Origin of the sequence: Roseicyclus persicicus, assembly GCF_012395815.1 — a bacterium.
Classification (GTDB): domain Bacteria; phylum Pseudomonadota; class Alphaproteobacteria; order Rhodobacterales; family Rhodobacteraceae; genus Roseicyclus; species Roseicyclus persicicus.
The window spans coordinates 140,610-153,890 of sequence record NZ_JAAZQQ010000006.1 but is presented as its reverse complement, the minus strand read 5'-3'; the positions used below and the strand labels follow the sequence as shown (position 1 = coordinate 153,890).

Annotated in this window: 16 protein-coding genes and 1 other RNA gene; 5 read left to right on the top strand and 12 right to left on the bottom strand. The window is 70.2% G+C overall.

Going from position 1 to position 13,281, the window contains the following annotated elements; all coding sequences use genetic code 11:
- Nucleotides 1-86: 86 nt before the first annotated feature.
- From HCU73_RS16110 to HCU73_RS16100, 3 genes are read right to left on the bottom strand one after another with little or no spacing between them, the layout of a single operon-like run.
- Complete coding sequence (locus HCU73_RS16110; RefSeq protein ID WP_168624504.1) at nt 87-1,445, bottom strand: cytochrome P450; 1,359 nt, start codon at nt 1,443-1,445, stop codon at nt 87-89.
- Nucleotides 1,442-2,737: a hypothetical protein gene (locus HCU73_RS16105; protein WP_168624503.1), complete on the bottom strand. Its 1,296-nt coding sequence runs from the start codon at nt 2,735-2,737 to the stop codon at nt 1,442-1,444. The genes HCU73_RS16110 and HCU73_RS16105 overlap by 4 nt, the downstream gene beginning before the upstream one ends.
- A 46-nt stretch (nt 2,738-2,783) precedes the next feature.
- Nucleotides 2,784-3,539, bottom strand: a complete 756-nt coding sequence (locus HCU73_RS16100) for a cytochrome c biogenesis CcdA family protein (RefSeq protein ID WP_168624502.1) — start codon at nt 3,537-3,539, stop codon at nt 2,784-2,786.
- Between the two features lie 87 nt (nt 3,540-3,626).
- Between HCU73_RS16100 and HCU73_RS18895 the strand changes: the two genes are divergently transcribed.
- Nucleotides 3,627-4,214 (top strand): sulfurtransferase TusA family protein, encoded by a 588-nt coding sequence (locus tag HCU73_RS18895; protein WP_338052131.1) that lies wholly within the window; start codon nt 3,627-3,629, stop codon nt 4,212-4,214.
- A gap of 7 nt (nt 4,215-4,221) precedes the next feature.
- Here HCU73_RS18895 and HCU73_RS16090 read toward each other — a convergent pair whose 3' ends face one another.
- From HCU73_RS16090 to HCU73_RS16050, 9 genes are all read right to left on the bottom strand, one after another.
- Nucleotides 4,222-4,443 (bottom strand): ribbon-helix-helix domain-containing protein, encoded by a 222-nt coding sequence (locus HCU73_RS16090; RefSeq protein WP_168624501.1) that lies wholly within the window; start codon nt 4,441-4,443, stop codon nt 4,222-4,224.
- Nucleotides 4,440-4,625, bottom strand: coding sequence for a DUF4169 family protein (locus HCU73_RS16085; protein WP_168624500.1), 186 nt, complete (start codon nt 4,623-4,625; stop codon nt 4,440-4,442). The genes HCU73_RS16090 and HCU73_RS16085 overlap by 4 nt, the downstream gene beginning before the upstream one ends.
- Nucleotides 4,622-6,013, bottom strand: coding sequence for a class II fumarate hydratase (gene fumC, locus HCU73_RS16080; RefSeq protein WP_168624499.1), 1,392 nt, complete (start codon nt 6,011-6,013; stop codon nt 4,622-4,624). The genes HCU73_RS16085 and fumC overlap by 4 nt, the downstream gene beginning before the upstream one ends.
- Before the next feature lie 73 nt (nt 6,014-6,086).
- Nucleotides 6,087-6,656 (bottom strand): class I SAM-dependent methyltransferase, encoded by a 570-nt coding sequence (locus HCU73_RS16075; protein WP_168624498.1) that lies wholly within the window; start codon nt 6,654-6,656, stop codon nt 6,087-6,089.
- A gap of 79 nt (nt 6,657-6,735) precedes the next feature.
- Nucleotides 6,736-7,218: an SspB family protein gene (locus HCU73_RS16070; RefSeq protein WP_168624497.1), complete on the bottom strand. Its 483-nt coding sequence runs from the start codon at nt 7,216-7,218 to the stop codon at nt 6,736-6,738.
- Between the two features lie 90 nt (nt 7,219-7,308).
- Nucleotides 7,309-7,674 carry a DUF4345 family protein gene (locus HCU73_RS16065; protein ID WP_210730678.1) on the bottom strand — a complete coding sequence of 122 codons (366 nt, stop codon included), beginning with the start codon at nt 7,672-7,674 and terminating at the stop codon, nt 7,309-7,311.
- 121 nt (nt 7,675-7,795) lie between these two features.
- Nucleotides 7,796-8,147, bottom strand: a transfer-messenger RNA (tmRNA) gene (ssrA, locus tag HCU73_RS16060).
- An 82-nt stretch (nt 8,148-8,229) separates the two neighbouring features.
- Nucleotides 8,230-9,273, bottom strand: a complete 1,044-nt coding sequence (locus tag HCU73_RS16055) for an extracellular solute-binding protein (protein ID WP_168624496.1) — start codon at nt 9,271-9,273, stop codon at nt 8,230-8,232.
- 78 nt (nt 9,274-9,351) lie between these two features.
- Nucleotides 9,352-10,095 (bottom strand): FadR/GntR family transcriptional regulator, encoded by a 744-nt coding sequence (locus HCU73_RS16050; protein WP_168624495.1) that lies wholly within the window; start codon nt 10,093-10,095, stop codon nt 9,352-9,354.
- Nucleotides 10,096-10,159: 64 nt separating this feature from the next.
- On the opposite strand from HCU73_RS16050, the gene HCU73_RS16045 reads away from it, so the two are divergent.
- The 4 genes from HCU73_RS16045 to HCU73_RS16030 are packed head-to-tail and all read left to right on the top strand — an operon-like array spanning nt 10,160 to nt 13,268.
- A complete protein-coding gene (locus tag HCU73_RS16045) occupies nt 10,160-10,930 on the top strand; it encodes a DUF2182 domain-containing protein (protein WP_239025607.1) in 771 nt (256 codons plus the stop codon).
- Between the two features lie 14 nt (nt 10,931-10,944).
- Nucleotides 10,945-11,655: a DUF1326 domain-containing protein gene (locus tag HCU73_RS16040; RefSeq protein ID WP_168624494.1), complete on the top strand. Its 711-nt coding sequence runs from the start codon at nt 10,945-10,947 to the stop codon at nt 11,653-11,655.
- A gap of 3 nt (nt 11,656-11,658) precedes the next feature.
- Entirely contained in the window at nt 11,659-12,174 is a 516-nt protein-coding gene (locus HCU73_RS16035) for a DinB family protein (RefSeq protein ID WP_168624493.1), read from the top strand.
- Complete coding sequence (locus HCU73_RS16030) at nt 12,165-13,268, top strand: dimethylsulfoniopropionate demethylase (RefSeq protein WP_168624492.1); 1,104 nt, start codon at nt 12,165-12,167, stop codon at nt 13,266-13,268. The genes HCU73_RS16035 and HCU73_RS16030 overlap by 10 nt, the downstream gene beginning before the upstream one ends.
- Nucleotides 13,269-13,281 lie beyond the last annotated feature (13 nt).

Sequence of the window (13,281 nt, the reverse complement as noted above, 5' to 3'; positions counted from 1 at the left end):
GCCTTGCAAGGCCCTCGCGCGCGCCGCGGCGGCGCGCGGACATCCTTGCAAGGATGTCGCCAGAGCCTTGCAAGGCTCTGGCGCGGTCACCGCGGCGTCACGGTCAGCCAGATGCCGTCCTTCGCCCGCACGGTCAGGTAGGCCACCGGCACCGGCACGCGACCCGGCACGGTCCCGAAGCGGTAGGCGCGCACCAGCATCGCCAGCAGGAGCGGCCCCTCCACCATCGCGAAGCCCGCCCCGGTGCAGACCCTGGCGCCCGCCGAGAAGGGCAGGAACGCCTCGCGCAGGCACTGCTTGCCGTTCTCCGTCTGCCAGCGCCCGGGGTCGAAGCCGTCGGGGTTGTCCCACAGCCGCTCGTGCCGGTGCAGGTGCCAGGGCGACAGCACGATCTGCGCGCCCCTGGGCAGGTCGCGGTCGCGGAACCGCTCGGGCCCGGTCGTCTCGCGCACCAGCATGGGCACCGGGGGATAAAGCCGCAGCGCCTCGCGGAACACGTCGCGCGCCGTGCGCAGCCGGCCCATCACCGCGAAGTCGGCACCGCCCGCCAGCGCGGCCTCGGCCTCCGCCGCCACCAGCTCCTGCCACTCGGGGGAACGCGCCAGCAGGTAGAGCGTCCAGCCAAGCGCGCTGGCGCTGGTCTCGTGGCCGGCGAGGAAGAAGATCGCCACCTGGTCCACCATCTCCTCGGTGGTGAAGCGGTCCCCCGTCTCGGGGTCGGCGGTGGTCATGATCTTGGTCGCCAGGTCGTCGGGCGCCGTGCCCGCCGCGATCTCGGCCATGCGCGCCGCGGTCAGGCGGGTGATGAGCGCCCGGATCGCCTGCGCGGTGCGGCGCGTCTCGGCGCGGTGGCCGCGGGGCATCCAGCGGGGCAGCGGCAGGAAGGCGGCCGCGTTCAGGATCGGCTGGGTGCGCTGGTAGGCGCGGAACTGGTGGAACACCTGCGCCGCGATCTCGTCCTCGATCGGCAGCGAGAACAGCGTGCGGAAGATCACGTCCGCCGCGGCGTGGCTCATGTCCGCCTCGACCTCGCGGGTGCCGGGCTGCATGCGGGCCACCGCCGCCTCGCCCGCGGCCCACATCGCCGGGAAGGTGTCGCGCAGGCGCCCGCCCTCGAAGGCCGGGTCGATGATGCGGCGCTGGCGCTGCCATTCGGCGCCGTTCGTCAGGAACACCGACCGGCCGAGCAGCGGCCGCAGCCCTTCGCCGACCCGGTCGGATTTCGGGAAGTCCATCGGCCGGGCCTTCAGCACCTCGTCGATCAGCGCGGGCTGGTTCACCAGGTAGGAGCGGAAGAAGGGCGTGCGGAACTCGGCCATCCAGGCGCGGTAGAGCCGGGCGGGCTGGGCCGACAGGATGTCCTGCCGGAACAGCCGCATGTAGCGCCAGAGCGACACCCGGTCGGCCCGCGCGGCCGGTTTCGGCGGCAGGTCGGGGGCGCTCATGCGGCCTGGCCCGTGTGGCGGTTGACGGGCCGCTCGATCCGGCTGGCCGAGGGCTTGCGGGTGGCGAAGCGGCTGGCGAGCGTCAGCGGGCCGGCGGTGATGCGGAAATAGTCGTAGTCGCCGGGGGTGCCCGGCAGGTTGTCGAAGGCGTTGAGATACTGGAAATGCAGCTCGAACAGCCGCCAGCGCAGGCCGGACCAGGTCGCGGGTTTGAGCGTCCGGCTGAAGGCGGCCGAGAGGACCAGGGGCCAGCGCTTGCCCTCGGGCGCCACGCCCGAGACCGCCACGGGGTCGCAGAGCGCGAAGGCGCAGCCGTCGCCGGGGGCGGTGACGTCGACCCAGGTGAGTTCGTCGCGCGCCGAGAGACAGGCGAGGTCGGCGCGCAGCCGCGTCGCGCGCGGCAGGAAGCTGACCATGGGCACGACATGGCCGAGCGTCAGGAGCGACAGGGCCGGGCCGCCGGGCGGGACACGCCCGTCGCGGATCAGGTCGGCGAGGATCGAGACCGCGATGTAGGCGCCCGAGGAATGGCCGACGATCAGCACCTCGTCCACCTCGGTCGCCAGCGCCGCGGCGATGCGGTCGGCGAACTCGGCCATGCGCGCCTCCTGCGCGGGCGGGTAGGCGCCGCCGTGCTGGGCGGAAAAGGCGTAGTCGTGCATCAGGTACCAGGCCAGCACATGGTCGCGGCGGCGGCACCAGCGCAGGAAGGCCAGCGCCGCGACGACCCCGGCGATGGCGGCGAGGGCGAGGAGGGCGAGGTCGAGGGGCGCGGGAACGGGGCCGCCGGTGGCGGTGATGACGGCGTAGAAGGCGGTGGCGAGCAGCACCGTGTAGGCCACGAAGCCGAGCAGCCCGGCCAGCACCAGCTGCAGCAGCAGCACCACCACCGGGTAGAGCGCGGCGATCACCGGCCCCTTGCGCAGCCGCATCAGCCGGAACAGCGCGCCCGAGCCGATATAGGCCCAGGCGGTGCGCGCGAGCTGGCCGTAGGTGCCGGCGATGGACTGGTCCATCGAGCCGCGCACGATGTCGGCCCAGTACATCACCTCGACCTCGGCCGTGGTCTCGGCGCCCTCGATCCTGCCGGTGACGGACCAGCCGAAGCGGCCGTCGCCGCGCTTGGGTCCGATCTCGACGGCGTAGCCCGACAGCTCCGCCTGCCGCGCGGATTGCGTGCGGTAGCGTTCGCGGTACTTGCGCGGCGGCACGGGGTCGTAGCCGGGGATATACATCACCCGGCGCCGGCGGACCTCTTGGCGGGTCTCGGGTGCGGGCGCGTCACTGCTCATGGGGCGGGAGCCTAGCCCGGAATCGGGGCGCGCTTAAGGCGAGATTTCAGCCCAGCTGCCCGAGCGCCGGGAAGGTTTCCAGCAGCCAGAAGGAAAAGGCCGAGAAGGCGCCCGTCATCAGCGCCACGCCGACTCCGATCAACAGGAGGCCCATGATCCGCTCGATGGTCTTCATGTGGCGCTTGAGCCGGTTCATCACGCCCATCGCGCGGTCGATGAAGGCCGCGGCCAGCAGGAAGGGGATGCCGAGGCCGACGGCGTAGACGGCCAGCAGCGCGGTGCCCTTCGACACGCTCGCCTCGGTCGCGGCGATGGACAGGATCGCGCCCAGTTGCGGGCCGATGCAGGGCGTCCAGCCGAATGCGAAGGCAAGTCCGAGGACATAGGCCCCGAAGGCAGAGCCGCCGCGGTCGCCCGCGTCGAGCCGCGCCTCGCGGTTCAGCAGCGGGATGGTGATGACCCCGAGGAAGTGCAGGCCGAAGACGATGATCACCGCGCCCGCGATCTGCGACAGAAGGATCTGGTTCTGCAGGAAGAACTGCCCGAAGATCGAGGCGGTGAAGCCGAGGAACACGAAGACGGTCGAGAGGCCGAGGACGAAAAACACGGCCGCCAGCAGCGCCTTGCGCCGCGCGGCGCGCGCGTCGGCCTGGATGTCGGACATGGTGATCCCGCCCATGTAGGCGAGGTAGGGGGGCACGATGGGCAGGACGCAGGGGCTGAGGAAGCTGAGGATGCCCGCGACGAGCGCCACGAGCATCGCGGGCAGCAGGGCTGCGTCGAAGAGGTCGATCCCGAACATGCATCGACCTCTAGCCGGGTTTGCGGGGGGCGTCACGCGCCAACGCGTCACATTCGCGTGGCGGGGGCGGGCGGGGTAGGGGGCGGCATGGATTGGGACGTGGAAATCGACGCGCAGGGGCTGCGCTGCCCGCTGCCGGTCCTGCGCCTGCGGCAACGGCTGGCGGTGCTCAGGGCCGGCCAGGTGGTGCGGCTGGTGGCCGACGATCCGATGGCGGCGGTCGATGTGCCGCATTTCTGCGCCGAGGGCGGGCACCGGCTGGTGGGGCAGGTGGCCGAGGGGGCGGGCGACGGTGTTTTTCGTGGCGAAGGGGTAGGGCGTTTTCCCCGGGGAAAACGCACGGGAAATCTCGAGATTTCCCGCGCGGGAAACCCGGGTTTTCCGCCCCCTCTACAGCTCGCGCGGCAACTGCGCCTTTGGGCGCAGGATGCGGACGGGTTCGGCGTTGCAGAAGATCACGACCTGCCCCGCGTTCTCGATGGCGCGGAAGCCCCGGCGATAGACCTCCTCGATGAATTCCTCGCGCCCGAAATAGCGCTCGATGTCCCGGAGCGAGCGACGGACAACCTTGCCGTCGCGGACCAGCTTGCTGCCGAAGACATCGGCCAGAAAAGCCTCGGGGGATTTGTGCGGGGAGAGCGAGTCCATGCCCCATTCTCCCCCACCTTCAGTTAACGCCGCCCTAACGCCCCGCCTTCACCGCCTCAAGCACATGGACCCGGATCGCCGCAGCCAGCCCCGAGCGCACGCCGCGCGCGGCGTCGATCTCGGCCACCTTCTCGTTCAGAGACTTGCCCTCGGCCTCGGCGAGCCGCTTCAGCTCGGCCCAGAACGCCTCCTCCAGCGACACGCTGGTGCGGTGCCCGCGCAGCGTCACCGACTGCTTGCGCGGGCGGCCGGTCATTCCTCGTCCTCGCGGCGGTGCTGGTCGAGGTGGCGCGCGGCGCGCTCCGCATCCCGCGCCTCGGCCTCGCGCTCGGCCTTGGTGCGGCCGTGCCTCGCGGCATTGGCGTCGGCCGCCTGCCGCTTCTCGTCCCGCGCGCGGGCCTTGCGCGCGCGGGTCAGGTTGACCACCTTGCCGGTCAAGACGGCCCGATCATCTGCTCGGGGCGCACCACGCGGTCGAAGGTCTCCTCGTCCACGAAGCCGAGGCGGATCGCCTCTTCCTTCAGGGTGGTCCCGTTCTTGTGCGCGGTCTTGGCGACCTTGGTGGCGTTGTCGTAGCCGATGGTGGGCGCCAGCGCCGTGACCAGCATCAGGCTTTCGCGCATCAGCTTGCCGATCCGCTCCACGTTCGCCTCGGTCCCCGCCAGCATCCGCAGCGTGAAGCTGTCGGCGGCGTTGCCGAGCAGCGTCATCGACTGCAGCAGGTTGTAGGCCATCATCGGGTTGTAGACGTTCAGCTCGAAATGCCCCTGGCTGCCGGCAAAGGCGATCGCCGCATCGTTGCCGAGGATATGGGCGCAGACCTGCGTCATCGCCTCGGCCTGGGTCGGGTTCACCTTGCCCGGCATGATGGAACTGCCCGGTTCGTTCTCGGGCAGGATCAGCTCGCCGAGGCCCGAGCGGGGGCCGGAACCGAGGAAGCGCATGTCGTTGGCGATCTTGTAGCAGGCCATGGCCGCGGTCTTGATCGCGCCCGACATAAACACCATTGCGTCATGGGCGGCCAGCGCCTCGAACTTGTTCGGCGCGGTGACGAAGGGCAGGCCGGTGATGGCCGCGATGTTGGCGGCGACCGTCGTGTCCCAGCCCTTTTCGGTGTTGAGCCCCGTGCCCACGGCCGTGCCGCCCTGCGCCAGCTCGTAGATGCCCGGCAGCGCCAGCTTGATCCGCGCGATGCCGTTCCTGACCTGCATCGCGTAGCCAGAGAATTCCTGGCCCAGCGTCAGGGGCGTCGCGTCCTGGGTATGCGTCCGGCCGATCTTGATGATGTCGCGGAACGCCTCCGACTTGGCCTCGAGGCCCGTGGCCAGCGTCTCCAGCCCGGGGATCAGCACCTCGTGCGCCGTCACGGCGGCGGCGATGTGCATGGCGGTGGGGAAGGTGTCGTTCGACGACTGGCCCATGTTGACGTGGTCGTTGGGGTGGATCGGCGTCTTGGAGCCGATCACGCCGCCCAGCATCTCGATGGCGCGGTTCGAGATCACCTCGTTCGCGTTCATGTTCGACTGCGTGCCCGAGCCGGTCTGCCACACCACCAGCGGGAAATGGTCGTCGAGCTGGCCGTCGATCACCTCCTGCGCGGCGGCGATGATGGCGTCGGCCATCTCGGGCGACAGCTTGCCCGACGCCTTGTTCGCCTCGGCGCAGGCGCGCTTGATGACGCCGAGCGCGCGGACGATGGCGACCGGCTGCTTTTCCCAGCCGATCGGAAAGTTCATGATCGAGCGCTGCGTCTGCGCGCCCCAGTAGCGGTCGGCGGGCACCTCGAGGGGGCCGAAGCTGTCGGATTCGGTGCGGGTGGCGGTCATCTCAGGTCACTCCGGTATGCAGTTGCATGCCGTTTAGCGGCGCCGGCGCGTCCACGCAATGCGATGGCGTGCCTCAGGCCCCCGCGCCCGGCTGGAAGAAGCGGTAGACGCGGGCCGGCGGCATGTTCCACCAGATCTTGCCCGACACGCGCCAGTCGAGGCCCAGCTCCTCGCGCACGACGCGGGTGACGGGCGGCTTGGGGCCGTAGGTGAACTGGACATAGGTGCCGCCCTTGCGCACCCGCTGGAAGGTGCCCGTCAGGATGGCGCGCTGCAGCGCCACCGGCATCGACAGGAGCGGCAGGCCCGACACCACCGCCTGCGCGGTCTCGACAGGCAGCGACCCCACGTCGCCCGCGCTCATCTGGTGGACGTTCAGGCCGGGAAACCGGGCGCGCAGGCGGTCGCAGAACTCGGGGTTCATCTCGATCGAATGCAGGTCCTGCGGGCGCACGCCGCGGTCGAGGATCGCCTGCGTGATGTTGCCCGTCCCCGCGCCCAGCTCGATCACCGGGCCGGCGGCGGGGTCGATCTCGGCCACCATCTCGGCGCAGAGGAACCGCGACGAGGGCGCCAGCGCCACCACCTGGTGCGGCTTGCGCAAGAGCTGGCCCATGAACAGGGCGAAATCGCTGGTCGCCATGACGGTTCTTCGTGCCTCGTGCTGCCGCGCGTCGCCGCTCACCTAGACCGGATTCACGACAGGTCCAAGACGGGACGGCTCAGTGGTTCTTGCGGAAGGTGTCGAGGCTGACGACCTCGGCGTCCTGGGCGCCGCGCTCGCGGTCGGTGCGGCGCTCGGGCGGGGAGGGGGGCTCGTCCTCGGGCTCGTCGTCGGCCACCTCGGTCGATTCGAAGCGCAGGCCGAACTCCACCGAGGGGTCTACGAAGGTGCGGATCGCGTCGAAGGGGATGCGCAGCGGCTCGGGGTTGTCGCCGAAGTTCAGCACGATCGAGAAGCCGTCGTCGTCGACCTCCAGCGCGTCGTACCAGTGCTGGATGACGATGGTCATTTCCTCGGGGTAGCGGTCGCGCAGCCAGTCGGCCAGCTCCACCCCCGGCGCGCCGGTGTCGAAGGTGATGAAGAAATGATGCGCGCCCGGCAGGCCGTCGCGGGCCACATCGGCCAGCACCGTCTGGATCAGGCCACGCATCGCGCGATGCATCAGGCGGCCATAGGCGATGGTGGTCGAACGGTCGGACATCGGCAGGCAGGCATCCCCGGGTGTGATGCCCTCACCATAGAAGATTCGTTCCGTTTGGAAAGGCGGGCCGTGCCGGGCCGCGCCGCGCCCTCAGACGCCGCCGATGTTGGCCAGGATCAGCCAGGCCGCCAGCGCCGCCTCGCAGCCGAAGAAGGTCCAGCTCTGCCGGCTGGCGGCATTGTCGCGGAAGATCGAGGTGACCCGCCCGGTGGCCGCGCCGGCATAGGCGAGGCCCACCACGACCCAGGCCAGCGGCTGGTCGATCAGCATCGCGCCAAGGCCGAGACCCACGAACAGGCAGCCCGAGGCGGCCGACACCTCGGTGTAGGCCATGTTGGTCGGCCCCGCCTGCATGTCCAGCTGCTCCATCGTCCAGCGCGGTGCCAGCCACCCCATCAGGCCCAGTGCGATCGTCAGGATCGCAACGGCGAAGTTGATGTAGTCGATGGCAGTCATGGAGTTCCCTTCCGAGCGCGGTTTCAGCCGTCCTGTGCCGGTTAAACGCGGCGCGCGCGCGATCGGATCACTTTCGCGTGAAAAAAATTCGGGCGGCGCAGGGCCGGCGAAGGGAAGGGGAAGTGCAGGCTTCTGTTGCCAGGTGCCTGCGAACCCCGCCTTACGCGGCTAAGCGCAAGGACTTAGATTTCGGTCTTTCGGACTGCTTACGCAGCCAGAGCAACCGGAGCACGATTGTCGTTGGCAATTATGCTTTACGGACCGATAACGGTGGTACCTCACCGGGACAAAGCAACGCCTTTACACGTTCGTCGATCCTGTTTCGGCCCCATCTTCCCCCAACGAGGGTTGTCTGGTGGAGCCGCCGGGTACCGCCCCCGGGTCCGATCCGCTTATTCCACGCGCGTTTATGTCCATAGTCCCCTTGCGGGCACGGCATGAACATACGCAGGCGGGGGCGCGAATTCAAGCGGGGTGGCGGGGCCGGGCGCGGGCCCGGAACGTAAACGGGCGCCCGCGATGGGGCGCCCGTCCGGTTGTCGTGACAGGGTCGGCTCAGAAGCCGGCCTTGATCCGCTCGAAGGCTTCGGCCTGGCGGGCACGCTGCTCGTCCGAGATCGGCAGCTGCGCCAGAAGCGGCACGGTGGCCGAGCCGAGGCCCGCGGCCTCCAGCTGCTCGGCGCCCAGCGATTCCAGCGCGGCGGTGTTGGCGGTGCCGAAGCCGTTGTCCAGCAGCGGCTGCGCCGACGCCTCGGAGTGCATCGCGTTGATGTAGTCGTAGGCCAGGTCCTCGGCGCCCGGGCCGTCGGCCATGTTCACGTAGCCGCAGAGCCACACGCTCGAGCCCTCGGTGGTGTTGCGGTTGAAGCCCACCGGGAAGCCTTCGCCGGCCAGCGCCACCGGCACCTCGTTCCACACCCACGCGGCCAGCACCTGGCCCGAGGCCATCAGCTGCTGGATCTCGCCGGGATCGACCCAGTAGGTCAGGAGGTTCGGGTGGATGCTGCGCAGCCAGGCGGTGGCGGCCTCGAACTGCTCGTCGGTGACGTCGGCCCAGTTGGTCACGCCGGTGGCCAGGTAGGCCAGCGCGTAGGCGTCATCGACGTTGTCGGGGATCGACAGGCGGCCGGCATAGGCCGGGTTGGTGAAGATCGACAGGCTGGCCACGTCCTCGGCCGGCACCTGCTCGGCGTTGTAGGCCACGGCGGTCGAGCCGAAGTTCGCGGGCACCCACCACAGCTCGGTGGCGCCGGACCGGACATCCTCGCCCAGCAGGTCGCTGCTCAGCGTGTCGTAGGCGGCGATCTGCGCCCGGTCCCACGGCTCGATGATGCCCGACCCCTGCCACCGCGGCACCGAGCCTGCGCAGATCTGCGTCACGTCCGAGCGGAACCCGGCGAGAAGGCGCTGGAACGCCTCGTCCTCGTCGCCGAAGAACACGAACTCGGGCGAGGTGCCGTGCTCGGCGATGTAGGGCTGGTGGAAATCCGGGTTCTCGAAACCGGAATATTCGAACGCCAGGAGGTCCTGCGCCTGGGCATAGGCGGGGATGGAAAGCGCGAGGGCCAGGGCGGTGCCGAGGGCCGTGCGATGGGTCATGTGCTGGGTTCCCTGTTGGTTGGAAGTGATGGTTTGACCGCGTGGTTACGTAGGGCGCTTGCTCAATGATCGCAAGGGTTATCGCGGGTCGGCGGCGGCCTGCGCGCGGGCGGCGAACACGGATTGGGCAAGCGCGCGGGTATAGGCCTCGAGCTCGCCCAAGGCGGCGGCAACCCCTGCACCGTCGCGCGCCTCGGCGGCGTCGGCGATGCGGGTGTGCAGCGCGCAGATGGCCCCGCGGGATCGCGCGGTGAAGGTGATCATGTTCATCAGCGGCTGCATCGCCTCGACCGCGCCGGCCAGCTGGTAGGACAGCACCGGGTTGCCCGCGGCATCCACCAGCGCCCGGTGGAACGCCACGTCCGAGGCGCAGAACGCCTCGTCCGTCAGGCCGGGCTGGCCCTGCCGGTGGATCTCGGCGCGCATGGTGGCCAGCTGGTCGGGCGTGCGGCGGTCCGCGGCCAGGTGCGCGCAAGCCCGCTCCATGGCGAACCGCGCCTCGCAGGCGGTGTCGAAGCTGACCTCGTTCATTCCGAGCAGCAGCGTCGAGGTGGTGATCTGCTGGGCGTGCGCGTCCTCGTAGGACAGCCGGTTCACGAAGGCGCCCCCGAAGGCGCCGCGCTGGGTGCGGATCAGCGACTGCGCCGCCAGCCGCTTCAGCGCCTCGCGCACGGTGGGGCGCGACACCGCGAACTGTTCCGCCAGTTCGGCCTCGGACGGCAGCCGGTCGCCCACGATCAGCTTGCCCGCCATGATGGCGTCACGGATCGCGCCGGCGATCTGGGCCGACAGGCCCGCGGGGCTGGAGGGATCGATTTTCATTTGTCAGACATTTAAAAGTCTGACAATTCTCCTGGCAAGAGGAGAGTCGTTTGGGAGGACGCCGATGCTCGCCGCGCGCATCCGCTCGATGGGGAGCCCGCACTGGCTGGCGCTCTACGCGCTGATCCTTGGCGGCTGGGGCCTGCTCTACGCGATGGCGGTGCCGGCCGACCTGCGCGACCTCGGGGCGGTCTACGGCCTCGACCTCCTGCTCAGCCTGTGCGTGGCCACGCCCGACGCGGCCGGTTTCCTGGGCCTGACCGCCATGTGGGCGATCATGTCGGCGGCGATGATGGCGCCCACCGCGCTGCCGGCCTTCGCGGTCTACGACGACCTGTCGGCGCGGGGCGGCGGGCGCTTCGGGGGGCTGCTGGCGGGCTACATGGCCGTCTGGCTTGGCTTCTCCGTGCTGGCCGCCGCGCTGCAACTGGCGCTCTACCAGGCGGGCTACGTGACCGTCTTCGGCGACAGCCAGTCGGCGGTCCTGTCGGGGCTGCTGCTGATCCTCGCGGGCGGCTACCAGTTCTCGGCGCTCAAGGACGCCTGCCTCACGCAGTGCCGCGCGCCGCTGGCCTTTTTCGTCCAGCACTGGGGCGAGGGGGCGTGGCGCAACGGCCTGCGCCTCGGGGCCGCCTGCCTTGGCTGCTGCTGGGCGCTGATGGCGCTCGCCTTCGTCGGCGGCGTGATGAACCTGGCCTTCATGGGGCTTGCGACCCTGGTGATGGCCCTCGAGAAACTGCCCGAGATCGGCGCGCGGATCACGCGGCCGCTGGGGTTCGCCCTGATCGGCGCGGGTGTCCTGACCCTCGCCGCGGGGCTTTTGGGACAAGCCTAGGGAGGACCAGACCCATGTCGCTACGCCACCGCCCCGACGCCGACCGCCTGCCGGTCAGCCAGCGCATCGACCAGCGCATGGACAGCCCCAAGCGCCGCCAGATGCGCCCGACCGACTGGGCCATCAAGGGCGAGCTGTTCCTCAACTGCAACTGCACCGTGTTCTGCCCCTGCGTGGTCAGCCTCGGGAAGCACCCGCCGACCGAGGGCAGCTGCAAGGCGTGGATGGCCATCGCCATCGACGAGGGGCACTACGAGGGCGAAAGCCTGTCGGGCCTGAACGTGGGCCTGATGGTCGAGATCCCCGGCCGCATGGCCGAGGGCAACTGGAAGGTCGCCGCCTACATCGACGACCGCGCCAGTGGCAAGGCCTACAACGGGCTGCTGCAGATCCTGTCGGGCGCGGCCGGCGGCACCACGGGCCTGTTCACCATCCTGGTGTCCGAGATCATCCACGCCGAGCGCGAGCGGGTCGAGATCGTCCGCGACGGGCGCCGCCGGGGCCTCTACGTCGGCCGCAAGATCCAGGGCGAGATCGAGATGCTGGAGGGCGCCAACCCCGAGGAGCCGGTGGTGATGACCAACACCCGCTACTGGATGGGCCCCGACGTGATCGCGGCCCGCGGGCTCAAGTCCAAGGTGCGCGATTTCGGCCGGGTCTGGGACCTTTCGGGCAAATCCGGGGAGATCTGCGCCATCGACTGGTCCGGCAGCTCGGGCAAGTAACCGATGATCACCCCCGCCTACTGCCAGACCCTGGCGCGCTACAACGCGTGGCAGAACCAGTCGCTCTACCACGCCGCGGCCACGCTGGACGCCGCCGCGCGCGAGGCCGACCGGGGCGCCTTCTTCGGCTCGATCCGGGCGACGCTCAGCCACCTGATGTGGGGCGACCTGATGTGGATGGCGCGCTTCGACGGCGGCGAGGGGCCGGGCGGCGGCATCGCGGGGTCGGAGGCGCGCTACGACTGGGCGACGCTCTGGGCCGAGCGCCCGAGGCTCGACGCGCGCATCGCCGGCTGGGCCTGGATGGTGACGGAGGAGGAGCTGGCGGGCGAGCTGCGCTGGCATTCCTTCGTCCTCGGCCGTGACATGGCCAAGCCCTACGGCCTGTGCGTCGTGCATTTCTTCAACCACCAGACCCACCACCGCGGGCAGGTCCACGCCATGCTGACCGCCGCGGGCGCGCGGCCCGACGACACCGATCTGCCCTTCATGCCCGACGAGGTTCCGGAATGGCACTGATTTCTCCCTCCCGCCGGATCCGGCGCACGCCCTTCTCGGACGGGGTCGAGGCCGCGGGGGTCAAGGCCTACACGGTCTACAACCACATGCTCCTGCCGACCGTGTTCCGGTCGATGGAGGAGGACTACCGCCACCTGAAATCGGCGGTGCAGGTCTGGGACGTGGCCTGCGAGCGCCAGGTCGAGGTGCGCGGCCCCGACGCGGGCAAGCTGGTGCAGATGCTGACGCCCCGCGACCTGCGGGGGATGCTGCCCGGCCAGTGCTACTACGTGCCGATGGTCGATGAGACCGGGGGGATGCTGAACGACCCCGTCGCGGTCAAGCTGGCCGAGGACCGCTGGTGGATCTCCATCGCCGACAGTGACCTGTTGCTGTGGGTCAAGGGCATCGCCCACGGCTACCGGCTGGACGTGCTGATCGACGAGCCCGACGTCTCGCCGCTGGCCGTGCAGGGGCCGAAGTCCGACGATCTGATGGCGCGGGTGTTCGGCGACGGGGTGCGGGCGATCCGCTTCTTCCGCTTCGGCATCTTCGACTTCCAGGGCCGGTCGCTGGTGATCGCGCGGTCGGGCTATTCCAAGCAGGGCGGCTTCGAGATCTACGTCGAGGGGGGCGACATCGCCATGCCGCTCTGGCACGCGCTGATGGAGGCGGGCCGCGACCTCGACGTGGCGGCGGGCTGCCCCAACGCCATCGAGCGGATCGAGGGCGGGCTGCTCAGCTACGGCAACGACATGACGCGCGAGAACACGCCGCACGAGGCGGGGCTCGGGCGCTTCTGCAACACCGCCACCGCGATCGGCTGCATCGGGCGCGACGCGCTGCTGCGGGTCGCCAAGGAGGGGCCGGTGAAGCAGGTCCGCGCGATCGAGATCGACGCCACCGCCCTGCCGCGCTGCGACCGGGCCTGGCCGCTGATGGCCGGCGACCGGCGCGTGGGGCAGGTGACCTCGGCCGCCGTTTCGCCCGACCACGGCTGCGGCGCGGCGATCGGGATGGTGCGCATGACCCATTGGGACGCCGGCACGGCGCTGAGCGTGGTCACGCAGGACGGGCCGCTGCCCGCGCGGGTGCGCGACGGGTTCTGGGCCTGATATCAAAGATTTG

Bases quoted from the DNA above. Each gene is read 5' to 3' on its own strand.
- HCU73_RS16110 (WP_168624504.1), bottom strand. From the start codon at position 1,445: ATGAGCGCCCCCGACCTGCCGCCGAAACCGGCCGCGCGGGCCGACCGG.
- HCU73_RS16105 (WP_168624503.1), bottom strand. From the start codon at position 2,737: ATGAGCAGTGACGCGCCCGCACCCGAGACCCGCCAAGAGGTCCGCCGG.
- HCU73_RS16100 (WP_168624502.1), bottom strand. From the start codon at position 3,539: ATGTTCGGGATCGACCTCTTCGACGCAGCCCTGCTGCCCGCGATGCTC.
- HCU73_RS18895 (WP_338052131.1), top strand. From the start codon at position 3,627: ATGGATTGGGACGTGGAAATCGACGCGCAGGGGCTGCGCTGCCCGCTG.
- HCU73_RS16090 (WP_168624501.1), bottom strand. From the start codon at position 4,443: ATGACCGGCCGCCCGCGCAAGCAGTCGGTGACGCTGCGCGGGCACCGC.
- fumC (WP_168624499.1), bottom strand. From the start codon at position 6,013: ATGACCGCCACCCGCACCGAATCCGACAGCTTCGGCCCCCTCGAGGTG.
- HCU73_RS16075 (WP_168624498.1), bottom strand. From the start codon at position 6,656: ATGGCGACCAGCGATTTCGCCCTGTTCATGGGCCAGCTCTTGCGCAAG.
- HCU73_RS16070 (WP_168624497.1), bottom strand. From the start codon at position 7,218: ATGTCCGACCGTTCGACCACCATCGCCTATGGCCGCCTGATGCATCGC.
- HCU73_RS16065 (WP_210730678.1), bottom strand. From the start codon at position 7,674: ATGACTGCCATCGACTACATCAACTTCGCCGTTGCGATCCTGACGATC.
- HCU73_RS16055 (WP_168624496.1), bottom strand. From the start codon at position 9,273: ATGACCCATCGCACGGCCCTCGGCACCGCCCTGGCCCTCGCGCTTTCC.
- HCU73_RS16050 (WP_168624495.1), bottom strand. From the start codon at position 10,095: ATGAAAATCGATCCCTCCAGCCCCGCGGGCCTGTCGGCCCAGATCGCC.
- HCU73_RS16045 (WP_239025607.1), top strand. From the start codon at position 10,160: ATGCTCGCCGCGCGCATCCGCTCGATGGGGAGCCCGCACTGGCTGGCG.
- HCU73_RS16040 (WP_168624494.1), top strand. From the start codon at position 10,945: ATGTCGCTACGCCACCGCCCCGACGCCGACCGCCTGCCGGTCAGCCAG.
- HCU73_RS16035 (WP_168624493.1), top strand. From the start codon at position 11,659: ATGATCACCCCCGCCTACTGCCAGACCCTGGCGCGCTACAACGCGTGG.
- HCU73_RS16030 (WP_168624492.1), top strand. From the start codon at position 12,165: ATGGCACTGATTTCTCCCTCCCGCCGGATCCGGCGCACGCCCTTCTCG.